24 protein-coding genes are annotated in these 20,337 nt (G+C 34.6%); 6 read left to right on the forward strand and 18 right to left on the reverse strand.

The genetic code is table 11. The features are described from left to right. Positions 1 to 113: 113 nt before the first annotated feature. Both AAHI02_RS09250 and AAHI02_RS09255 read right to left on the reverse strand, forming a co-directional pair. The gene (locus AAHI02_RS09250; RefSeq protein ID WP_346986605.1) at positions 114 to 713 is read right to left on the reverse strand and encodes a CDP-alcohol phosphatidyltransferase family protein; all 600 of its coding nucleotides are present in this window, start codon (positions 711 to 713) and stop codon (positions 114 to 116) included. 7 nt (positions 714 to 720) lie between these two features. Next, positions 721 to 1,287 (reverse strand): hypothetical protein, encoded by a 567-nt coding sequence (locus AAHI02_RS09255; RefSeq protein ID WP_346986393.1) that lies wholly within the window; start codon positions 1,285 to 1,287, stop codon positions 721 to 723. Positions 1,288 to 1,376: 89 nt separating this feature from the next. Here AAHI02_RS09255 and AAHI02_RS09260 point away from each other — a divergent pair, with 89 nt between their 5' ends. After that, entirely contained in the window at positions 1,377 to 2,213 is an 837-nt protein-coding gene (locus AAHI02_RS09260; protein WP_346986394.1) for a helix-turn-helix domain-containing protein, read from the forward strand. Between the two features lie 145 nt (positions 2,214 to 2,358). On the opposite strand, the gene rimM is transcribed toward AAHI02_RS09260, so the two are convergent. The 7 genes from rimM to AAHI02_RS09295 form a co-directional block, all read right to left on the reverse strand. After that, positions 2,359 to 2,898 carry a ribosome maturation factor RimM gene (gene rimM / locus AAHI02_RS09265; protein ID WP_346986395.1) on the reverse strand — a complete coding sequence of 180 codons (540 nt, stop codon included), beginning with the start codon at positions 2,896 to 2,898 and terminating at the stop codon, positions 2,359 to 2,361. An 11-nt stretch (positions 2,899 to 2,909) separates the two neighbouring features. Beyond that, on the reverse strand, positions 2,910 to 3,467 hold the full coding sequence (locus tag AAHI02_RS09270) for a 30S ribosomal protein S16 (protein WP_346986396.1): 558 nt from the start codon (positions 3,465 to 3,467) through the stop codon (positions 2,910 to 2,912). 103 nt (positions 3,468 to 3,570) lie between these two features. Continuing rightward, the gene (locus AAHI02_RS09275; protein ID WP_346986397.1) at positions 3,571 to 4,410 is read right to left on the reverse strand and encodes a T9SS type A sorting domain-containing protein; all 840 of its coding nucleotides are present in this window, start codon (positions 4,408 to 4,410) and stop codon (positions 3,571 to 3,573) included. A gap of 188 nt (positions 4,411 to 4,598) precedes the next feature. Then, positions 4,599 to 5,111, reverse strand: a complete 513-nt coding sequence (locus AAHI02_RS09280; RefSeq protein ID WP_346986398.1) for a nitroreductase — start codon at positions 5,109 to 5,111, stop codon at positions 4,599 to 4,601. A 27-nt stretch (positions 5,112 to 5,138) separates the two neighbouring features. After that, a complete protein-coding gene (locus tag AAHI02_RS09285) occupies positions 5,139 to 5,792 on the reverse strand; it encodes a DoxX family protein (protein WP_346986399.1) in 654 nt (217 codons plus the stop codon). 97 nt (positions 5,793 to 5,889) lie between these two features. Beyond that, complete coding sequence (locus AAHI02_RS09290; RefSeq protein WP_346986400.1) at positions 5,890 to 6,339, reverse strand: hypothetical protein; 450 nt, start codon at positions 6,337 to 6,339, stop codon at positions 5,890 to 5,892. A 121-nt stretch (positions 6,340 to 6,460) separates the two neighbouring features. Further along, complete coding sequence (locus AAHI02_RS09295) at positions 6,461 to 6,994, reverse strand: SRPBCC family protein (RefSeq protein ID WP_346986401.1); 534 nt, start codon at positions 6,992 to 6,994, stop codon at positions 6,461 to 6,463. Positions 6,995 to 7,210: 216 nt separating this feature from the next. Between AAHI02_RS09295 and AAHI02_RS09300 the strand changes: the two genes are divergently transcribed. Together AAHI02_RS09300 and AAHI02_RS09305 are read left to right on the forward strand one after the other, a co-directional pair. Beyond that, the gene (locus AAHI02_RS09300; RefSeq protein ID WP_346986402.1) at positions 7,211 to 9,247 is read left to right on the forward strand and encodes a M3 family metallopeptidase; all 2,037 of its coding nucleotides are present in this window, start codon (positions 7,211 to 7,213) and stop codon (positions 9,245 to 9,247) included. Positions 9,248 to 9,440: 193 nt separating this feature from the next. Then, the gene (locus tag AAHI02_RS09305; RefSeq protein ID WP_346986403.1) at positions 9,441 to 10,058 is read left to right on the forward strand and encodes a hypothetical protein; all 618 of its coding nucleotides are present in this window, start codon (positions 9,441 to 9,443) and stop codon (positions 10,056 to 10,058) included. A 20-nt stretch (positions 10,059 to 10,078) separates the two neighbouring features. On the opposite strand, the gene AAHI02_RS09310 is transcribed toward AAHI02_RS09305, so the two are convergent. From AAHI02_RS09310 to panD, 3 genes are all read right to left on the reverse strand, one after another. Next, the gene (locus AAHI02_RS09310; RefSeq protein WP_346986404.1) at positions 10,079 to 10,654 is read right to left on the reverse strand and encodes a TerD family protein; all 576 of its coding nucleotides are present in this window, start codon (positions 10,652 to 10,654) and stop codon (positions 10,079 to 10,081) included. Positions 10,655 to 10,799: 145 nt separating this feature from the next. Then, positions 10,800 to 11,828 (reverse strand): lysylphosphatidylglycerol synthase transmembrane domain-containing protein, encoded by a 1,029-nt coding sequence (locus AAHI02_RS09315; RefSeq protein WP_346986405.1) that lies wholly within the window; start codon positions 11,826 to 11,828, stop codon positions 10,800 to 10,802. A gap of 4 nt (positions 11,829 to 11,832) precedes the next feature. Continuing rightward, a complete protein-coding gene (gene panD, locus AAHI02_RS09320; RefSeq protein ID WP_072954497.1) occupies positions 11,833 to 12,183 on the reverse strand; it encodes an aspartate 1-decarboxylase in 351 nt (116 codons plus the stop codon). 400 nt (positions 12,184 to 12,583) lie between these two features. Between panD and AAHI02_RS09325 the strand changes: the two genes are divergently transcribed. After that, positions 12,584 to 12,874: an HU family DNA-binding protein gene (locus tag AAHI02_RS09325; RefSeq protein WP_346986406.1), complete on the forward strand. Its 291-nt coding sequence runs from the start codon at positions 12,584 to 12,586 to the stop codon at positions 12,872 to 12,874. Between the two features lie 103 nt (positions 12,875 to 12,977). Here the strand turns inward: AAHI02_RS09325 and pdxH are convergent, their stop codons facing one another. Beyond that, complete coding sequence (pdxH, locus tag AAHI02_RS09330) at positions 12,978 to 13,622, reverse strand: pyridoxamine 5'-phosphate oxidase (RefSeq protein ID WP_346986407.1); 645 nt, start codon at positions 13,620 to 13,622, stop codon at positions 12,978 to 12,980. Positions 13,623 to 13,646: 24 nt separating this feature from the next. Between pdxH and AAHI02_RS09335 the strand changes: the two genes are divergently transcribed. Continuing rightward, positions 13,647 to 14,195: a YqgE/AlgH family protein gene (locus tag AAHI02_RS09335; RefSeq protein ID WP_346986408.1), complete on the forward strand. Its 549-nt coding sequence runs from the start codon at positions 13,647 to 13,649 to the stop codon at positions 14,193 to 14,195. A gap of 103 nt (positions 14,196 to 14,298) precedes the next feature. Further along, on the forward strand, positions 14,299 to 14,883 hold the full coding sequence (locus tag AAHI02_RS09340; RefSeq protein ID WP_346986409.1) for an N-acetylmuramoyl-L-alanine amidase: 585 nt from the start codon (positions 14,299 to 14,301) through the stop codon (positions 14,881 to 14,883). Positions 14,884 to 14,956: 73 nt separating this feature from the next. On the opposite strand, the gene AAHI02_RS09345 is transcribed toward AAHI02_RS09340, so the two are convergent. From AAHI02_RS09345 to AAHI02_RS09365, 5 genes are all read right to left on the reverse strand, one after another. Continuing rightward, positions 14,957 to 15,766 (reverse strand): aminotransferase class IV, encoded by an 810-nt coding sequence (locus AAHI02_RS09345; RefSeq protein WP_346986410.1) that lies wholly within the window; start codon positions 15,764 to 15,766, stop codon positions 14,957 to 14,959. Between the two features lie 75 nt (positions 15,767 to 15,841). Next, positions 15,842 to 16,228 (reverse strand): START-like domain-containing protein, encoded by a 387-nt coding sequence (locus AAHI02_RS09350; protein WP_029294636.1) that lies wholly within the window; start codon positions 16,226 to 16,228, stop codon positions 15,842 to 15,844. A gap of 272 nt (positions 16,229 to 16,500) precedes the next feature. Beyond that, on the reverse strand, positions 16,501 to 17,676 hold the full coding sequence (locus tag AAHI02_RS09355) for an aspartate aminotransferase family protein (RefSeq protein WP_346986411.1): 1,176 nt from the start codon (positions 17,674 to 17,676) through the stop codon (positions 16,501 to 16,503). Between the two features lie 420 nt (positions 17,677 to 18,096). Next, positions 18,097 to 19,857: an OstA-like protein gene (locus AAHI02_RS09360; protein ID WP_346986412.1), complete on the reverse strand. Its 1,761-nt coding sequence runs from the start codon at positions 19,855 to 19,857 to the stop codon at positions 18,097 to 18,099. Then, entirely contained in the window at positions 19,850 to 20,323 is a 474-nt protein-coding gene (locus AAHI02_RS09365; protein WP_042720826.1) for a transcriptional repressor, read from the reverse strand. The genes AAHI02_RS09360 and AAHI02_RS09365 overlap by 8 nt, the downstream gene beginning before the upstream one ends. Positions 20,324 to 20,337 lie beyond the last annotated feature (14 nt).

The raw sequence follows: 20,337 nt of genomic DNA on the forward strand, positions 1-20,337 counted from the left end.
AAAATTTTTGTGTAAAAATTAATGAGTGCAAAGTTACAAAAAAACAGCGCAACTTGGTGATTGCACTGTCTTTTTTAAAAAATCATTTAATTAAAACTATACTTTAAAAGATATCAATTAAAAAAAATAGTCTTTTTTCTACTTTTCCCTTTCCTGATCTTCCATGCGTGGTAGGAACTCGGAACATCATATTGCCATTTAGGAAGTAGTAAGACAATCATAATCACATCAATATGAGAAATAAACCCTAATACAACACTTAGATAAAAGGCCCATCCCGTCTGTTGAAAGCCGATGAGATAAGTGAAAGCAATCAGCAGGCTTAGTCCCCACATTTTAGACAAAAAGGCATGAGTACAGGTTTCTTTTTTAAATTTCAAAATGCTTATAATGTAGCAAAGCGCTTCCATACTCAGGATTAAAAGAACACCTATCCATTCATCTTTTATTAAATCAGGATTTAAAAAGTACACTGCAAATCCTAATGAAAGCCAGAAAATTAAATCAGTCTGACTGTCCAGCCTTCTTAATTTTTCAGATGAAATTCCGACTTTTCGGGCAATTATTCCATCAAAAATATCGGTCAATAATCCAAAATACATGAATATTAAAATTAAAAATTGGGATTCTTCGCCTTTGAAATAGGCTAAAGAAATAATAATCGGCGCAAAAATAAACCGTATGGCAATTAATAAATATGGTACTATTTTCATGGTAATTTTATTGAATTCTTTTAAATTTTTCAGCATAATTAATTGTGTAACCTGCCCACATAATGAACAAAGCCGCCCCACTATTATCATAATAATCCTGAATCAAAAGATCTTTCTGACCGGTAAGACCGATTCTGCTTTGAAAACTCCGACATCCTCCGAGTAAAAAGGGAATTCCGTGACATTTTGAAGTGTAATTGCTTAGCATAAACAGTCCGTTTTTAAGCGTTCCGTTATATGTAAAAGAATATTTTACAGAATCATTCTTCAATAGTTTAAATTCTAATTTATACTTTTTCTTTTTATCTAATGCTTTTGACTTTATAACAACTTTATCATAATCAGCAATTTTGGTATTTGTTAAATCCATCATTCCTGCAAAATCTCTTGTCTGTTCAGATATTTTCCCTGCGGAATTAATATGTTCATATCCTTTAAAATCATATTCTCCATCGATTACCGAAACATTTTCTTTTGTAATTACTGATAAGTCATCTTTAATCATTTTTCTGCTGAAAGTCGCACAAGAATTAAGAATTGAGATAAGTATTGAAAATATAAGATACTTTTTCATAGCTCATTATTTTAAAATTATTCATCAAAATTATCTGCAGAAAACACAAAATTAAATGCGAAAAAAAATTAAAATAAATAAGTACATTTGTGAAAATCACAAAAGATATGCATCAGGAATTTTTACTCAGAGAAATACGAAGAAGAATCGGAGACAGTTCATTAAATGACGAAATAGCCAATATTCTGGGAATCAGCTATGATGCAGCGCATAGGCGAACCTCACTGAAAGCTAAATTCAGTTTTGAAGAAGCTTTGGAGCTTGCAAAATATTATCAAATTTCACTGGATCAGTTTATCTCATCCGATCAGCAAATTGTTGTAAGAAAAACATCAGCTGTTACCAAAACAGAAGACCTCGAGTCTTTTTTCAGAAATAATCTGGGTGTGTTTGAAAATTTGCCACTTTCCGATGCAATGACAATTTATTATTCAGCCAAAGATATTCCGTTTTTTTATACACTTTCGGATACATTGCTTTCCCGTTTCAAAATTTATGTCTGGATGAATTTATTGAATGCAAAACAAGTTTTCGTACCTTTCCTACAGTTTTCACCACCGAATTTTGAATCTAAAACCAAAGAACTAAGAAAAAAATATGAAGAGCAAAATGTTGTAGAATTATGGAATGACATGACAGTTTCCAGTATTTTGCAGCAGATTTTATTCTATTATGAAACCGGACTTTTGAAAAAAAATGAAGCACAAATTATTTTAGAAGAATTGAAAGAACTAATCGAATACATTGAGCTGAAAACAGAAAACAATTCTAAATTTCATCTGTACGAAAATGAATTAATGCATCTTTCCAACGACATCTTTTTTCATCATCCGAAACAGTCGCTTTTTGCGTTGCCTACGAATATGTTTGGATATATTTTAATTAATGACATCAAAACATGTGACGAAACAAAAAAATTATTTTGAACACCAGATCAAGAATTCAAAATCGCTCAATACGTCCGGAAACCGTGACAGAAAGATATTTTTCAATAAAATGTATGAGAAAATTGAAAGCCTTATAAGAAAACTGGAAATCTGACTTTCGAAAACACTGCTGAATTCAGATTACTCATCCTTCTTGGATGAAACCAAAAAAAACATCGATCAGTCCTTCCGGAAGTTCAGTTTTAATGAATTTCTCATCCCTGTTTACCTCAAGGATCCAATTTTTTATGATAGGAATTACAATTTCTTTTCCTCCGAAATTGGTAACGAAATAGTTTTGAGCAGTCTGATCATTAACGGATTCTATAATTCCACAATTGTTATTCTCCTGATCAAAAACCGTAAAACCGATTACCTCGTGATAATAGAATTGCTTACCTGAAAGTTTTGGCAATGTAGACAGCGGTAAATAAACATTTTTACCTAAAGACTGATCCACAAGGGCTTCCGTAGAATTTTTAAATAAAATATTGAGAGCATCAGTTTTGCTCCTAGCTGTTTTAGCAATAAAAAAAGGAACCAATAATCCGTTGATTTCAACGAATATTGATTCCAGTTTATTGTAAAGCTCGGGTTGATCTGTATCCAGTTTAAGGATAACGTTTCCCGCAAGTCCGTGTCTGCGTGTGATTTTTCCTAATAAATAGCAATCTTCTTTACGCATACGGAGATTTTTTAAGCTTCAGTGTTTTCTTCTGTAGATTCAGCAGCAGCTTCTCCTTCAGCAGCAGTTTCTTCAGCAGGTGCGTTTGCAGCTTCTTCAGCAGCCTTAGCATCCGCTTCAGCTTGTGCTACAGCAGCGATTCTAGCTTCGTTTACTTTAGCTTCAGCTTCTAATGCAGCTTTCTTAGCATCAGCCTGAGCTTTAGATAAACCTTCTACTTTACCTTGTACTTTAGATTCTTTAGCTTCTACCCAAGCATTGAATCTTTTTTCAGCTTCAGCTTCATCAAAAGCACCTTTAGCAACACCACCTTGTAGGTGTTTTTTGTAAAGAGCACCTTTATACGAAAGAATAGCTCTTGCCGTATCAGTTGGCTGAGCACCGTTGTTTAACCACTTTACAGCAGAATCAACGTTCAAATCGATCGTTGCAGGGTTAGTAATTGGGTTGTAAGTTCCTAATTTCTCGATGAATTTACCATCTCTTCTTGCTCTGGAATCTGCAACCACGATGTGGAAAAAAGGTCTTCCTTTTGATCCGTGTCTTTGTAATCTGATTTTTACTGACATAATGTTTGAATTTTACGGGAACTCGTCCCAGTTAAATATTTTAAGAGTGCAAAGATACATAAAATTTTAAAATCCAATACACGTGTGCATGATAATTTTAAGATTATTTTTTTATCACCTTATATAATGATGGTTTTTTATTTTCATAATATATCTTTAGATAATAAACTCCGGCATTCCAATCTCTGCAATCTATTTTATTGGATAAATCTTTGCCTGAGATTGATTTAATTCTTTTCCCCGAAGCATCTGTTACCAAAACTTCTTTCCTATTATTTTTGCTGTCAATGGTAAGAAAATCCGTAACAGGATTGGGATGTATAGTAAGATTTTCAGCAGGATCCGACAGATCCTGAGTCCCTAGTAGAGTATTGTACTCAATAACATAATACAATGTGTTATTCTGATAGATATCGTTCCATTCCCCAGCTGTTCCAAAAGGCCAATCAGTAAGAGCAAGCCCTAAAGTATGCTGAAAAGAATTGTAGTTGTCCGGCTCATCTCCCCAGTTGTTGTAGAGTCCTCCAACCTGATTTCCCGTATAGTCACCCTGCCAAAACTGCGATCCTGCCGCATCATTATTACCATCCCATATCCACGTTCCTTCTACGGTTATATCATTTCCTCCCAACCATACATAGGAAGCTCCTCCTCCATCTGGTGCCATAGTATTACTGTTGACAATCCCGGCATTCTGTACTCCTGAAAAGACAGCATCTTGCTCGTTCTGGTCATTAATTTCAGCCAGAAATCCTCCTTTTTCCACTGCGCAAGCCGCAGCGTCAATCCAATTCTTTTTCTCTTTAACGACCTGATACGTTTTTCCATTATAATTAAAAGAATACACATTGGCCGGATTTGCGCATTGTCCTTTGACCGGAATATTGAAAACACTAACAAGAACGACGGATACAGTTTTAAGAATTAGTAATTTTTTTTTCATAAAATTTGTTTTTAATTATTTGAAATTACATAATTATTTTCAACTGCCAAAAAAAACGAATCTGCCTCACAATGAAGCAGATTTGATATTTTTCTTTAAATTAAAATTGATAAAAAATATTATCAATCAAAATTAAAAATTTGCTTTATTTTTTAATCAAAATCAAATTATTATAGATATTTATTTTTTTATTCTAAATTCCCCATATAAAACAATCCCAAACATTTTTGATTTTCTTCAATCGTAAGAAATTCTTTCAGGTGATCGACGATTTTTGGAGAACTCCAGTAACAACCGATTCCGTTGGCTGTACAAGTAAGATACATATTCTGAACGGCCATTGAAACGGCAGCAATTTCTTCCCATTCCGGAACCATCCCGCTAAAATTGACAACAATCGAAACTACAGTATCTGCTTTATTGATTTTAAAACCAATGTCATTATATTTCTTTTCAAGAAAAAGATGTCCGGGCTGAGCAGCTTTGTAGATAGCCTGCATTTCTGAGGCTAATTTTGCTTTTTCATTTCCTCTGAATACTTTAAAACGCCATGGTTTTGTACGCTTATGATTGGGAGCAAATGCCGACGAATTTAAAATTTCATCAAGGATTTCCTGAGAAATTTCTTTATCTGTATAATCTTTAGGAAAGATACTTCTTCTTTGCTCTATGATTTCTTTTAAAATTTCTGCTTTATTCATTCAACAAAATTACAATTTGTAATCCGATTATTCTTTGTCTGCCTTTTTAATATTTAGAATCAATTTTCTTTTTTTATAGGCTTTATAATTACTGATGATAAATGTGAAGAAAATAATAATGCCCAACAGCACAGAACCCCACTTTGCATATAAACTGTCGTTTACTGGCCCAAGCAGAAATATGGCTATGAAACAGAAAGCATATATCATTCCGGCAACAATCCATGAGCGTTCGGGATCTGGATATCCCTTGACAATACATGATATATTATAGCTAAAAATCGGTGATAGTTTGTGCTTATCCCAAATCAGCATGATGATAACCGCAATCATCATAAGACTTGTAATAACCCATGTCCCCGTGAATGAAAGACTAATGGTTATCATCCAGATATTGCTCAAAATCGCCAGAAAAATCAGGTTTCCAAGTACGGCAAATCGCTGGGTCATTAATAGGATTCCTGCAACAACCTGAGCAAGACCTAAAAAGTTCCAGTAAAAACCTGACTGGTACAAGGCTTCAAAAAAATACCCGATCGGTTCTGCAGTGGAGACTTCTGTAAACCTTTCTCCTGCAATTTTTACAAGTCCTGAAGGGAAAAAAGCAAATCCTACCAGATAGCGGAGATTAATAATAATCCATTGATTGAATCTGTTTGTTCTTAGTTTTTCGAATTTCATAATAATAGTTAATGTAATATAATATGTATTGCAAGGTACTAAATAAAAATAAAACTTCAAATAAATTTGAAGCTAAATTTTGGGGGTTATTATAAAATCAAAGTACTTCTACAATTTTCTGATGAATCTTATTCAAAGTAAATTCATCTCCGGGCTTCATACCCATCATCTTTTTCGCCATCGGGCTTTCCGCAGAAATGGCGTAGAATCTGTCACCTTCAAAAAAAAATTCGCCCAAAGAAACCGAAATATAAAATCTGGCTTTGTTGGTAATCACCAAAGAACCCAACTGAACCCTTTCCGTAGAATTGTTCAGAACCTTAGCCATATTCCTTTTAAGATCATTCAAAGCTCCCAACTGACGTTGCATCTGGTAAATTTCCTCCTGCATTTCTTCCCGCATACTGTCATATTTCGGAGTCTTTTTTATATCGCGACTAGCCTCAAGGGTAAACTCGATAAAGTTTTTCAGTCTTTCAATTTTTTCGGCAATCACGGTTTTTACATAATCTCTTATGTTGTTTTTCTCAAATACTATCTTCTCCATACATCAGATCTTTTTACATAAAGATAATATTTTTTAAATAATTCTATTTTTTGTCTGCAAAAAATTATAAAAAGTTTAAGAATTTAATTCTTTGCAAAAATCCATGTATTGAAGCTCCATCTTATTTTTCAACCAAATTTTTCAGGTTGCTAAGACCTTCTTGATAAGATTTCCCCATCTGATAATCCATAAAAGGCCGCATTATTTTCATCATAGCATCCTGTTCGGTTTCCATAGTCCAGGTTACTTTGGTTGCATTACCTTCGGGAGTCAATATGATTTCAGAGATTGCCTGCCCTTCAAAAGGTTTTATAAAGATCATCTCTGTTTTCTGCTTTTTGTTGACAACCAATTCTTTGATTTCCTGGCAGCCCGCTCCGGCTTCGTCATCTTTGCTGTCCCAACAATATTTATCCCCCACTTTACCCGAGTTTCCGCCATAGATAATTTTCATTCCCGGGTCTAGTTTCATCCATGGGTTCCATTGATTAAAAGCTTTCATAGAACTTATTTGCATCCATACTTTCTCAACGGGAGCATTCATCACCATTGATTTTTCGTAACGATACACTTTACCGAAAGCCACCATCGCAATCAGCGCATATACAACAATAAGAAGAAGAATTCCTCCGATAATTTTTAAAAATGTTTTCATAGTAAGGTATAATTTAAATACAATTCAACTTTTAAAATAAACTTGACAGTTCATGTCAAAATTAACCAATCTGAACTCATCTGAACTTCGCATATGACAAGATTAATAAAATTAAACAATTTTGTCATATCATTTTGCACGGGCACTATTTTTGAGCATAGCATTCAGGAAATCACGATGATTTGCTACATTTACAATAATTAAAAGAAATTAAAAATGAATATTTTAACAGAAAAATTTACTACACCATATCATTCCGCACCATTTAGTTCTATCAAAAATGAAGATTTCCTTCCTGCCTTTAAAGAATTAATTCAAAAATCTGAAGAAGAAATCAATACGATTGTCAATAATCCGGAAGGCCCCACATTTGAAAATGTAATTGAAGCACTCGCTTATTCCGGTGAACAGCTGGATGTGGTTTCCAATATTTTTTTCAATTTAAATTCTGCAGAAACAAATGATGAATTACAACAAATCGCTCAGGAAGTTTCGCCGATTTTAACGGAATATTCATCAAAAATCTCTCAAAACGAAGCTTTATTTAAAAGAATTAAAACGGTTTACAACGAACAGGATCAATACAATCTGAACGAAGAACAGCAAATGCTTTTAAATGAAACCTACAAAGGTTTTGTGCGAAGTGGTGCTTTACTAAATGAAGAAGACAAAGAAAAGCTGAAGAAAATAAGTATGGATTTATCTCTGAAATCTCTTCAGTTCGGGCAAAATGTACTGGCTTCAACGAACAATTATTTTAAGCACATCACAAAAAAAGAAGATCTGGCAGGAATTCCTGATGCCATTCTCGAACAATATGCTGAAGAAGCAAAAGAAAAAAATCTTGACGGTTGGGTGGTGACTTTGCAGTATCCAAGTTATATTCCGTTCATGACCTATGCAGAAAACCGTGAACTGAGGAAGGAAATTGCATTAGCAAACGGTAAAAAATCTTTTGACGGCGGAGAATTTGACAATCAGAATCTCATTAAAGAACTTCTTAGTTTAAAACAGCAAAAAGCAGAACTATTAGGTTATAAAAACTATGCAGACTATGTACTGGAAGAAAGAATGGCAAAATCCCCGGCTAAAGTTCTTGACTTTCTAAACGAACTTTTAACTAAAGCCAAACCTTTTGCCGATAAAGAGATCGAAGAGCTGAAATCTTTGGCAAAGGCTGACGGAATTGAAGAAATGCAGGCTTACGACCATACTTTCTATGCCGAAAAACTTCGTAAGGCAAAGTTTGATCTTAATGATGAAGAACTAAAACCTTATTTTCCGCTGGAACAGGTTCAGGATGCTGTTTTCGGATTAGCCAATAAACTTTTTGCATTGACTTTTGAGGAGAGAAATGACATTCCGAAATACCATGAAGATGTGAAAGTTTACGAAGTAAAAGAAACCAACAACCAAAAACCAGCAACCAGCTACAAAGCTCTGCTTTATGTAGATTATTTCCCGAGAAAAGGCAAAAGAGCCGGCGCATGGATGACGAGCTATAAAAATCAGTATCAGAAAGATGGTGAAAATTCCCGCCCGCATATTTCAATTGTTTGTAATTTCAGCAAACCTACGAAAGAGACACCGAGTTTATTAACGTTCCAGGAAGTCACAACACTGTTCCATGAGTTCGGTCACGCCCTTCATGGAATGCTGGCTAATACACAATATCCCAGCCTTTCCGGAACTTCTGTAAAATGGGATTTTGTGGAATTGCCGTCGCAGTTTCTTGAAAATTTCTGCTACGAACCTGAATTCCTGAAAACTTTTGCCAAACATTATAAAACAGGAGAAATTTTACCTGATGAAAAAATTGAAAAGATCGCACAGTCAAAAAATTTCATGGAAGGCTACCAAACCCTGAGACAAATTGGTTTTGGGTTACTGGACATGAATTATCATACTAAAGTCGGAGAGCTGACCGGCAAAACAGTGAAAGAATTTGAAGACGAGTACACAAAAGCAACCCAGCTTTACCCCGCAAACCCTGAAACAGCGATGAGTCCAAGCTTTTCACATATTTTCCAAGGTGGATATTCTGCAGGATATTATTCTTACAAATGGGCGGAAGTTCTGGATGCCGACGCGTTTCAGTATTTTAAAGAAAACGGAATTTTCAATCCTGAAATTGCCGCAAAATACAAAATCCTTCTTTCTTCCGGCGGCACAAAAGATCCGATGGAATTATATAAAAACTTCAGAGGTAGCGAACCGAAAGTGGAAAGCCTGTTGAAGAGAGCGTTTGGGTAATTTAATTAGAACAATAATGATATCGGAAATATATCCAAGGAAAAATCAAATTATACTATTATTTAATTTGGATAGTTTCCGATATCAAACTCAAATTATATAATACCGCTAAAAGTCATTATCATTAGTGATTTAGTTCATTTAATTTTTATTACCTTTAGTAAAACCAAAAAACAAAGGGTTGCATAATATTATGACAGAGAAGCTTTATTTCATAAAAACCAATCCTGTTACCGCAAAGATTAATTTATATAATAAACTTTGCAGCGAAGAAAATCAGGTAATTGAATTCCTGAAAGAAGATAAAAAAACAAGTCTGGAAATTATTAAGAAAAAAACTCAGGAAAACATTGAAAGTCTTTCAAAAGAAGAATTAATCTGTATTTTCGACTGGTTTGAAAAAACATATGGCGCAGATACTGAAAAAATGAAAACTGAACTTTTTGTTCATGGAATTGATATATTTTATGATATTTCAAATTCTTTATGCATTAAGAATTTCTCACACATTCTTTCAGGATATGAAGATTATTTACAGACTAAGCTTTCATTTATTGTCAGCTCAGAAAGTTTCAATCATTTCTTGATTTATGGAATATTTTTTACCGGAATGGCAAATTCTGAAGAAAAATATCTTTTCAACTTTTTAAAGCAGGATCATAACATTCTTTATTCGTTAGCGGAAAAGGGCTATGATGAGAAAAGATATGGTATAACTTTACAGCCTGAAATGTATCAGTATTTTTCAGATCTTTATGATGCTACAAAATTTTACAGAGGCTCCGTTATTGAACTTGATTACAATTATTAAAACCAGATTTGGCTTTAAGATTATTTAATGATTTGTCCTTTGTAATATTTCTCAAGAAAAAAGCTAAGATCAGCCCTGTAGCCAATTCCTGAAGCTTCAAATCGCCAGCTTCCGCTTCTTTTATAAAGCCTTCCGAATTCTACTCCTGTCTCGATAGAAAAATCTTCATCAAGCTCATATTTTGCAATTTCCTGATTGGTTATCGTATCGACAATTCTGATATAGGAATTTCTCACCTGGCCGAAATTTTGCTTACGTCTTTCGAAATCTTCAATGGTTACTACAAAAAGGATCTCTTCCACATCCGGATTTACTTTTTCAAGATCAACAATAATGGCTTCATCATCGTCGCCATCGCTGCTTTTACCATTGGGGTCGTCGCCTGTATGGGTAAGTGCTCCATCAGGAGAATTAAGGTTATTGTAAAAAACGAAATATTCTTCACTTACCAGCTTCCTGTTGCGATCGATCATGATTGCAGAAGCATCAAGGTCAAAATCATATCCCGTTCCTTCATTCGGATCCCAGCCAAGGCCGATGGTCATTTTTGTGAATCCGAGTTCAATTCTTTGCCCTTTCTGTAAGTTGATTGCCATATTATATTGAGTATTTACGTTTGCTCATCTAAGGTATGGCTGTTTTAAGAATTTTCCAAATATTTCCATTATAAAAATATCTGATTCAGCCCTTACCAAAACAAAAAATCCGATCAAATAGACCGGATTATATTTTATCAGAAAATCATTCGTGAAATTCATATTTTTCGACCACCTTATTTCTTGCCCTGGCCAGCATCGGAATTGATATAAGCCCCATACTAAGCATAATCATAATCTGTAAAGGTAATGAGATAAATGAATAGGTTAATCCTATTTCGCCACCCACTTCACCACTTTTACCCATTGAAATAAATAAGGCCATAAAACCATATTTCATTGCCAGATTAAAAGCCCCAATTCCGCCACTTGCAGGAATAATCATTCCGAGAGTTCCCACTACAAGTATTAAAAACCCGTCATCAAAAGTAAAATCTGAAGTTTCCGGCAATGCAAAACACACCAGATATGCCGCAAAATAATAAGAAACCCAAATTCCTATTGTGTAAAGAATGAATTTTCCTTTTTGTTTTAATTTAAAAATGGAAGTCAATCCTTCAAAAACACCATCAATAAATCTGATAATTTTATCTAAAACAGGAACGTTGGCTAATTTCTTTTTAAATACAAAAAACAAAACCGTCCCAAGAATCAGGATTCCAAGAATAATTAAAATTTTATTGGGATTAAATTGTATTCCGGAATTTCTATAAAAAGAATAAATTGCTTCACCTTTAAATACTAAAGTCAGCCCCAGAAATGCAACCATACAAACCAGATCCACCACTCTTTCCAAAATTATGGTTCCGAAGGATTGATCTACAGGTACTTTTTCTACACCGTATAAAGCTGTCGCCCTTGCCACCTCACCGCTTCTCGGTATCGTAAGGTTCATTAAATATCCGAAAGAAATCGACCACAGTGAATTGGAATTTGAAATACTATGCCCCATAGGCTCCAGCATCAGATTCCAGCGTATTGCCCTGAACCAATATGCCGCAATCCCGAAACAGGCGGCAAATAAAACCCACCAGTAATTTGCCCTTGATAAAGATTTTTGAATAACCTTAAAGTCTAAACCTTTCAGAGCAAACCATAAAAAAAAGCCTGCAAAACCAAGCGAAATTACTATTGTAAGGACTGACTTTAAAGGACTTTTTGTTTTTTTCTCCATCAGATTACGTCAAAAGATTCGTTTTTTCATCCGGGAAAACAATTTTCGGCTGAAAATCCTGAGCCTCCTCGGGAGTCATTTGCGCATAGGCAATGATGATAATGATGTCGTCCTTCTGTACTTTTCTAGCCGCAGGGCCATTCAGGCAAACTTCTCCTGATTTTCTTTTACCTTTGATCACGTAGGTGTCAAAACGTTCACCATTGTTGACATTCACGATATATACTCTTTCTCCTACGACAAGGCCCGCAGCCTCTATAAGATCTTCATCAATTGTAATACTTCCGATATAATTAAGGTCAGAAGCCGTAACTCTCACCCTGTGAATCTTAGACTTAAAAACTTCTATTAACATACTGCAAATTTATTAATAAAAATCAATAAAACGATTTTTTAAAATGATTTTAAAACTATCAGAGAGACAGTAATTTAATTTCTTTAAATATAATTTTTCAAGTTTTTATTTGTAGAATTAACAACATATCGTGAAAACTTTTATTACTTTACCTAAAATTCAGGATTTAACAAATACATAAAATAATACCCTTATTTTCATAAAGTCAATGTACATAAGCATTTGGCATGATTTTAGTAACGTGTAACGTACATTTTACGTTAAAACTGAAATTATCATATTTTAACTAATTTCATCAAAAAACGAAAAAATTATTTATTTATTTAGAAAAAAATTGCACATATAGAAAATAGTATTATATTTGCTATTATTACGAACTAACTTTAATATTAAAAAAATTATGAACAAGTCTGAATTAATCGACGCAATCGCAAAAGATGCTGGCATCACTAAAGTTGCAGCTAAAGCTGCTTTAGAATCATTCATCAATAATGTAATGACTACTTTGAAGAAAAAAGACGGAAAAGTTTCTTTAGTAGGATTCGGTACTTTCTCAGTAGCTGAGAGAGCAGCAAGACAAGGTATTAACCCTGCAACTAAAAAACCAATCAAGATTGCTGCTAAAAAAGTTGCTAAATTCAAAGCTGGAGCTGATCTTTCAAATGCAGTTTCCGGAGTTAAGAAAAAATAATCCATTCAGATTAAAAAAAAATTAACCTCATCATGTGATGAGGTTTTTTTGGGAGCTTCGGGCAGCTCATCTATCAATTATATATTTTCGGAGACAGATTGAACTATGGAGCAAGCCGTGAGATTTTCCAGTCAATACCGTCCACCAGTTGATAAATGATTCTGTCATGCAAACGGTTTGGCCTTCCCTGCCAGAATTCTATTTCGTAAGGTTTTGCGATGTATCCTCCCCAGTTTTCAGGACGGGGAACTTCTTCGTTTTCATATTGCTTTTCGAGATCCTTCAACTTACCTTCCAAAAATTCTCTGTCGGGAATTTCCTGGCTTTGTGGCGAAACTACAGCTCCAAGCTGACTTCCCTTCGGCCGGGAATGGAAATATCCGTCGCTAAGATTTCCCGCAACACGTTCAAGATTTGCCTTAATAATGATCTGCCTTTCCAGGCTGGGCCAGAAAAAATGAAGGCAGGCCTTGTGTGTCTTTTCTATAGCTTTCCCTTTTCTGCTGTCGTAATTGGTATAAAAAATAAATCCTTCATATGTATAAGCCTTAAGTAGAACCATTCTGGTACGCGGGCAGCCATCATCTTCCATCGTAGAAACAGCCATTGCATTAGCCTCTGAAATAGCCGGATTTTCGCCTGCATCTAAAAACCAGTCACGAAATTGTTCAATAGGATTTTGTTTTATCTCACTTTCAATAAGTTGGGATCTCTCGTACACTTTTCTCTTATCGTGCAGGTTTTCCATAATTTTTTTTTATTAAATTTGAGTATGAATTACTCCTACAAAGGTAAAATATTAATCTCCACACCTGACATTTCCGGTGATATTTTTTCCCGATCGGTAGTATTGGTTATAGAACATAACGAACAGGGTGCTTTTGGCTTAATTTTAAATAAAAAAAACGGCCAGATGAGTGATAAATTCAAAGATTTTTTTGAATTTAAAATTGAAGTATATGACGGTGGTCCTGTGGAAAATGACAAAGTTTTCTTTATTGTAAAAGGAAAAATAGTAACGGAAACGTATATCGAAATCACGCCAGATTTTTACCTTACAGAAGACATTGAGAAAATCATTAGTGCCGTTCTGAATAATGAACTAAATATCAATGATGTGAAAATATTTTCAGGCTATTCCGGATGGACATCGATGCAACTTGACGGAGAAATTCAGAGAAAAGTATGGACCGTGGTAGATGTTTACAATCTGGATTACACATTACCTAATGACCAGACGCTCTGGAAATCAATCATGCAGAATCTTGGCGGAGAATATTTACTGTGGGCCAACTCACCTGAAGACATCTCTTTAAATTAAATTATTCAGAAAAAAAGCGTTATTTTTAACATTTCTTTAGGATAACGTTAACCAATTTTAATTAAACAATTTCCGTTATTTGTTAAACCAAAATTCAACGGCCATGAAAGGAATACGACTACTTACTATATCAGTTTTTTCTACAGCTTTTTTGTCCTTTACTCCTGTAAATAAAAAATTAATCATCATTGATGCCGGTCATGGCGGAAATGATATGGGAGCCAACAGAAATGGTATTTATGAAAAAGATATCGTTCTGAACATCGGAAAAGAAATCCAAAAATTCAATACTTCTCAGGATCAATACGAGGTTATCTTAACAAGGGAAGATGACACTTATAGTCAGTTGTCAGACAGAACAGCTTTGATCAACAAACTGAATCCTGAAATGGTGATCTCTCTTCATGTTAACAGCAGTGCCGACCCCAAATCCACACAGCATGGGCAGGAAATTTACACTCAGAATACTGAGGCTTCAAAAAATTTAGCCGAAAGAATTTCAAGAAAATTCAATGTACAGAAAATTGAAGAAAAAAATCTTCATATCCTGCGAGAATCTAAAGTTCCGGCGATTCTTATGGAACTCGGATTCATCAATAATGCGAATGATCTGAAATATCTGACCAGTGAAAAAGGTCAAAAGGAAATTGCTCAAAAATTCATCGAAGTATTCAACGAAAATCAATAAAATACAATTTTCTGATCTATTCAGAATAAAACCCGGTAAAGGACTTTAACTGTTGTTTACCGGGTTTGTCAATTTAGAAACTTCCTCTCCAGCTTTTCAACAATTCTAAAAACCTGGTATTCGTAAAAGTTTTATTTCTTATTTTACCCACCGAGAAAATTCCTTTTTCATCGGAGATTAAAAGAATTTCTTCAGCTTTCTGAGATTCAAACGCAATAATTTCGTGCTCCTGAATATCAGCAAGATTATTTTTATGTAAAAAGGTAATAAAATTTTCCATTAAAGGCGAAATATATGCCCCTTCAGTCGGTTTCGGGATCTTGATAACATCACCTTCCAGAAATAAAAGATTACCTGACGAAGCGCGTGCAATTCTCTTATTAGGATTTAAGAAAATGACATCATCAAGATCATTTTCCTGCGCATAGATTTCTCCAAAGATATTTTCCGGGCTGTGAACACGGATATTGCTCAAAAGATTATTATTAACATTAATTTCTTTGATTAAATCCATCTCCAAAGATCTTTCATGGACAGACAGAATGTCGGACGTCTCCAATATTTCGTAATAGTAAGAAACAGAAGACTTAGACAAGGTGATTCCATCTGTATTTCTGAAAACAAGAAAATTGATGATCCCATTTGTAATTCCCTTCTCTTCAATAATATCACGTACGAAAAGTGACTGGAAAAATTCCAAAGTGTATGACAAAGGAATATTCATCCTCATTTTTCTCATGGAAGCCATCAGAAAAAAATAACATTCTTCATCCATGATCAGTTTTCCATTTCTTATAAAGAATGAAACTTTCACCGCATCGCCTGAAAGAAACGCTCTGTTCTTCACATTTAACTCTTCTGATGTATAATATTGATTTTCCAATTTAATCTGATTTATTTATAAAAAAATAATGAACGATAAATCGTTCATCAGTTTTATCTGCAGTACTGCCTACGTTTAAGCGGCACCTAATTTTATTCTAAGGTTTTCGATAAGATTTTCCCAATACATAGCATTTTCCTCTTCATCTCCTTCTTCGCAGAAGTCTGTAATATTCAGAGCCAGATCTTCGGTAATATCGTCGATTGTAATAGTCATTTCAAAGAAATGTTTCGTTCCTTCATCCTCTTCCCATCTGAAACGCACAAAACCTTCAGGCTTATATCTAATTAAAGTCGCCTTCTCGGCAGGACCACCTCCCCAGCTAAAAAAGAAATCATCACCTTTTTCAGTAACATCATCCGCAAACCATTCAGACAATCCTTCTGCAGTTGCCAGATATTCGTACAATATCTCTGATAAGCAATGCATTGGAAATTCGTAATGGACTTTATGTTTCGCCATATATCTTTGTTTTAATCGTCCCGCAATATATAAATTAATTTTTTTATTACACAAAAATGTCTTTACTTTTTTTACACAATCTTCATGATATTTGTCAGAGATTTTTAAATAATTTTTTAGATCGATTTAACATTAAAATAAGAGAATCTTAATGGCTTTTTACTTTAATCAATTACTGGAAATATTTTCATGAAGCACAAATGCTTCATTACGAAGCAATATAAAAAAGACACCGAAGATTTTCGATGTCTTTTTATAAAGGTGTCACATCCTTAATTTTCATTTAAAACATCCAGAATAATCTGACAGCCCTCTATAATTTCTTCTTTTGAAATCGTCAGCGGTGGTGATATTCTGAGATATTCATTTCTGTAAAGCTGCCAAAAAACAATCAGACCTTTATCCATACATTTTTTTGCAACATTTAGGGTGTATTCCGGAGATCCAAGATTTACCGCCAGCATTAAGCCTTTTCCGTTGATGTTTTTAATTTTAGGATGAACCAGGAGGTCTCTATATAATTGTTCCTTTTCTTCAACTTCATTCATCAAACCGCTTTCCAGAACTTCTTTCAGGGTTGCATGACTGGAAGCCGCAATAAGAGGATTTCCGCCGAAAGTCGTGATATGCCCCAGTTTCGGAGAGTGCGCCAGCGATTCCATGATTTCTTTTGAACTCATAAAAGCTCCCACAGGAACTCCACCGCCCATTCCTTTTCCCATTACCAGAATGTCCGGGACAATTCCAAAATGCTCGAAGGAAAATAATTTTCCCGTTCTTCCGAATCCCGGTTGGATCTCGTCAAGAATTAATAAGGCACCAACTTCTTCACATCTTTTTTTCAGATTAATTAAATAGTCATGGTCAGGAACCAGAAAGCCGGCCGCGCCCTGAATGGTTTCCATAATTACACAAGCCGTTTTCTCGTTAATTTTGTCAAAATCTTTTTCATTATTGAACTCAATGAAATTTACCATTGGTAAAAGCGGACGAAATTCTCTCTTATGAGTTTCATTGCCGGAAACACTTAGTGCACCGTGAGTATTTCCGTGATAAGAATTTTTAAAGGAAACAATCTCCTCTCTTCCTGTATATCTTTTGGCAAGTTTCAAACTTCCGTCGATCGCCTCTGCACCACTATTTACCAGATAGGTAACTTCTAACGGATCCGGAGTTGCTTCTGCCAGCAACTTACATAAAGCTACCGGCTTTTCCTGCGCATATTCGCCATAAACCATTACATGAAGGTATTTTTCAGCCTGCTGTTTAATGGCATTTACTACTTTCGGATTCGAATGCCCCAACGTATTTGCAGAAACACCGGCTACAAAATCCAGATATTTTTTTCCGTCGGTACCATAAATATAACTTCCTTCTGCTTTTTCCACTTCAAACCCAGCCGCAAATTTTGTAGTCTGTGCCTGATAGCTAAAAAAATCTTTTTGCATTTCCATACTATTGAAAAATTTCAGCAAAGCTAAAAAACATTCATCAAACATCGAAATTAAACCGATAGAATAAAAAAATCGCTTACAGTAAACCTGTAAGCGACACCACCAAATCACAAAATATTAATATAGCTTAATTAATTCCTAATTCAAATATATGTAAAAAAACAATCCAAATATACAATTAGTAAAAAAAAATCACATTTAATAATGATAATTAAATCAATCAATTGATTAACAAGATATAAAATCATTAAACCCCAATTGAGTTAATGATTTCACATTTTAGAGAAGTTTAAAAAAATTAAGAAAAAAAATTGAATTTCAAATAGAAAAAAATTAAAACACTGACCTACAGAATTTTAATAAAAAACTCACTATTGTTATAATAGTGAGTACATATTTTGATAAAGAATAAGTCTATCTCTTGACGCGTTTTGGCTTTTTAGCTTCCTCCTTAGCCTTCTCATCTTCAATCACTTTCTGTGCCGAATCGTAAAGACCGGTATCAGATTCGTACTTTACTTCCGGATAATTCGGACTGTCTACCAAAATATCCTGCCATTTTAAAATCCGGTCTTTAGTATTCCAATTAAAATCCGGGAATTTTCGCCTTGCCGGCTCAATCATACTCATCGGATACGTATCTGAAGCAGCACCGATATTGCATTCTATAATGTATAGCGCCTTCTCTTCAAAGATTGCATCAATAATTCCACATGTGCTGAGGGTGATTCCAATTCTTTCCTTTTGTTTGGTATCTTTATTTTCATCATCAGAATAACTGATCGCTTGTGCATTTCCAATGACTTTTGCCTCTCTGATATTGTTATCTGCACCATAATATACCGACATCAGCTTTCCTTTCACCTGATTGAATTCATCTTTCATATTCAATGAATCTACTTTACTGATGGCAAATGCATTTCCGATCACCTTTAAAGAATCGATATTTTCTTTTTCAGTATTAAAATAGGCTTCTACTTTATCACCGGTCACTTGTTTTCCGTTACTCCATAAAATCGGTTCTCTGTACATATGCAATACACCGTCCGTTTCATTGAAAGCTATAGAATCGGCTCTTCCCTGCGCATTAGATTTGTAGAATCTCCCTTTTCTGAATGCTCTCAGGAAACTTTTTTTAACCATTGCATTCGCAGAATCCGGCTTCTGAAATGAGAGTATCTTTTCCGCAGCAAAGTACATTGAATCTTTTTCCAGCGCTTTTACTGCATAAGGATTCTTCGTCATCATTGCAGAATCTTTCTTTTCATAAATCTCTCCGTATCCGCCTTTGATCCATCTTCTTTCATTCGGATCATCCAATGTTACATTTCCGGTCGCTTTTCCGAAACCGGTGATCTGGTTGTAATACATTTCGTCACCGGTAAGGATTTTATCATTATAATACACTCTGGAATTCTTATACAAGAAAGCCTCTTTTGTGTTTGTATTGTAATTTCCTTTATCTGTGACAATGCGGTTTTTAGGATTTTTTTTATTCGTTATGGTCGTCGGGCCATTGATGTCTACAATGTTTGTATTCTGATTCTGAACAACGTTCTCACCTTCAAGAGTATATTGTGCATCTTCTATTTTTACCCTGCCTGAAAGATCGATGGTTCGTGTCGTAAGAAAATAGGTTGCCGATTTCGAATACGTCGTACTTTTACCGTCGTTGATTGTCCCTCCAGTATTGTAATACGCCTGATTGGAAACTCTGTCGTAGTACATCGTCTCAGTTTTAATCACAGTTCCTTTGGGATCCGTAAGTATCACATTTTTTCTGGCAATTCCTCTTTGAGTATTACCGTCATATTCCATTTCATCGGCAGTGATTACTGAGCCATCCGCATTCTGAAGCTTTACATTACCGATTGCCTTTACAAAATTCTGTCCTTCATAAACAATCACGAGATCAGCATTAAGTAAAGAACCCTGATGTTCAAACTGAACATTTCCAGTAAAATAATTGTTGCCGTCATACTTTGCCGGATCCTTACGTAATTCATCAGAATGGATATGCTTCACTTTTTCTGCTGGCGGAGCATTTTTCTGAGGAACAGTTTTGGGCGTAAAATACGGGTCCTTTTGCAAAGGTTTCGGATTATCCTGTGCAAAGATAAATGAAGAAATACAAATGAAAAGACCCATAATAAGCCTCAGCGATAAGTTAGTCATTCTTCGTACCATAAAAATAAAGCGAATGAGAATCAATTTTTACCCCAAATGCTTCTTCGATAGCCTCTTTAATTCCCTGAATTCTCGGATCGCAAAATTCTATAATCTCCTCAATTTCCTTATCGGAATTTTTTTTATAGATCACAAGATGATCATGTTGTTTGTCAAAATAAGATTTTTCATAGGAAGAAGATGTGAGCGTCTTTTCACCAAACTGGTGTTTACGGATCAATCCTGCATCCAGGAAAATCTCAATGGTATTGTAAATTGTTGCTTTGGAAACATGATATTTTTTCTGCAGCATCAAAAGATACAGATCATCCACATTAAAGTGATGATCCATACTGTAAATCTCTTCTAATATTGTATATCGTTCGGGAGTGTTCCGGAAACCTTTTTCAAGCAAATAGTTTCTTAAAACATCTTTAATAAGTGCAATATTTTTTTCTTTTTGTATTGTATCCATCAAAAAAATTATCT

This window comes from Chryseobacterium sp. POE27, assembly GCF_039727685.1.
GTDB lineage: Bacteria > Bacteroidota > Bacteroidia > Flavobacteriales > Weeksellaceae > Chryseobacterium.

What these genes read in the sequence shown, in the direction of transcription:
- AAHI02_RS09255 (WP_346986393.1), bottom strand. Translation starts at nt 1,287, where the DNA reads ATGAAAAAGTATCTTATATTTTCAATACTTATCTCAATTCTTAATTCT.
- AAHI02_RS09365 (WP_042720826.1), bottom strand. Translation starts at nt 20,323, where the DNA reads ATGGATACAATACAAAAAGAAAAAAATATTGCACTTATTAAAGATGTT.
- AAHI02_RS09290 (WP_346986400.1), bottom strand. Translation starts at nt 6,339, where the DNA reads ATGGAGAAGATAGTATTTGAGAAAAACAACATAAGAGATTATGTAAAA.
- AAHI02_RS09335 (WP_346986408.1), top strand. Translation starts at nt 13,647, where the DNA reads ATGAATTACTCCTACAAAGGTAAAATATTAATCTCCACACCTGACATT.
- AAHI02_RS09325 (WP_346986406.1), top strand. Translation starts at nt 12,584, where the DNA reads ATGAACAAGTCTGAATTAATCGACGCAATCGCAAAAGATGCTGGCATC.
- panD (WP_072954497.1), bottom strand. Translation starts at nt 12,183, where the DNA reads ATGTTAATAGAAGTTTTTAAGTCTAAGATTCACAGGGTGAGAGTTACG.
- AAHI02_RS09310 (WP_346986404.1), bottom strand. Translation starts at nt 10,654, where the DNA reads ATGGCAATCAACTTACAGAAAGGGCAAAGAATTGAACTCGGATTCACA.
- AAHI02_RS09300 (WP_346986402.1), top strand. Translation starts at nt 7,211, where the DNA reads ATGAATATTTTAACAGAAAAATTTACTACACCATATCATTCCGCACCA.
- AAHI02_RS09340 (WP_346986409.1), top strand. Translation starts at nt 14,299, where the DNA reads ATGAAAGGAATACGACTACTTACTATATCAGTTTTTTCTACAGCTTTT.
- rimM (WP_346986395.1), bottom strand. Translation starts at nt 2,898, where the DNA reads ATGCGTAAAGAAGATTGCTATTTATTAGGAAAAATCACACGCAGACAC.
- AAHI02_RS09305 (WP_346986403.1), top strand. Translation starts at nt 9,441, where the DNA reads ATGACAGAGAAGCTTTATTTCATAAAAACCAATCCTGTTACCGCAAAG.
- AAHI02_RS09355 (WP_346986411.1), bottom strand. Translation starts at nt 17,676, where the DNA reads ATGCAAAAAGATTTTTTTAGCTATCAGGCACAGACTACAAAATTTGCG.
- AAHI02_RS09360 (WP_346986412.1), bottom strand. Translation starts at nt 19,857, where the DNA reads ATGACTAACTTATCGCTGAGGCTTATTATGGGTCTTTTCATTTGTATT.
- AAHI02_RS09270 (WP_346986396.1), bottom strand. Translation starts at nt 3,467, where the DNA reads ATGTCAGTAAAAATCAGATTACAAAGACACGGATCAAAAGGAAGACCT.
- AAHI02_RS09350 (WP_029294636.1), bottom strand. Translation starts at nt 16,228, where the DNA reads ATGGCGAAACATAAAGTCCATTACGAATTTCCAATGCATTGCTTATCA.
- AAHI02_RS09275 (WP_346986397.1), bottom strand. Translation starts at nt 4,410, where the DNA reads ATGAAAAAAAAATTACTAATTCTTAAAACTGTATCCGTCGTTCTTGTT.
- AAHI02_RS09315 (WP_346986405.1), bottom strand. Translation starts at nt 11,828, where the DNA reads ATGGAGAAAAAAACAAAAAGTCCTTTAAAGTCAGTCCTTACAATAGTA.
- AAHI02_RS09295 (WP_346986401.1), bottom strand. Translation starts at nt 6,994, where the DNA reads ATGAAAACATTTTTAAAAATTATCGGAGGAATTCTTCTTCTTATTGTT.
- AAHI02_RS09250 (WP_346986605.1), bottom strand. Translation starts at nt 713, where the DNA reads ATGAAAATAGTACCATATTTATTAATTGCCATACGGTTTATTTTTGCG.
- AAHI02_RS09280 (WP_346986398.1), bottom strand. Translation starts at nt 5,111, where the DNA reads ATGAATAAAGCAGAAATTTTAAAAGAAATCATAGAGCAAAGAAGAAGT.
- pdxH (WP_346986407.1), bottom strand. Translation starts at nt 13,622, where the DNA reads ATGGAAAACCTGCACGATAAGAGAAAAGTGTACGAGAGATCCCAACTT.
- AAHI02_RS09285 (WP_346986399.1), bottom strand. Translation starts at nt 5,792, where the DNA reads ATGAAATTCGAAAAACTAAGAACAAACAGATTCAATCAATGGATTATT.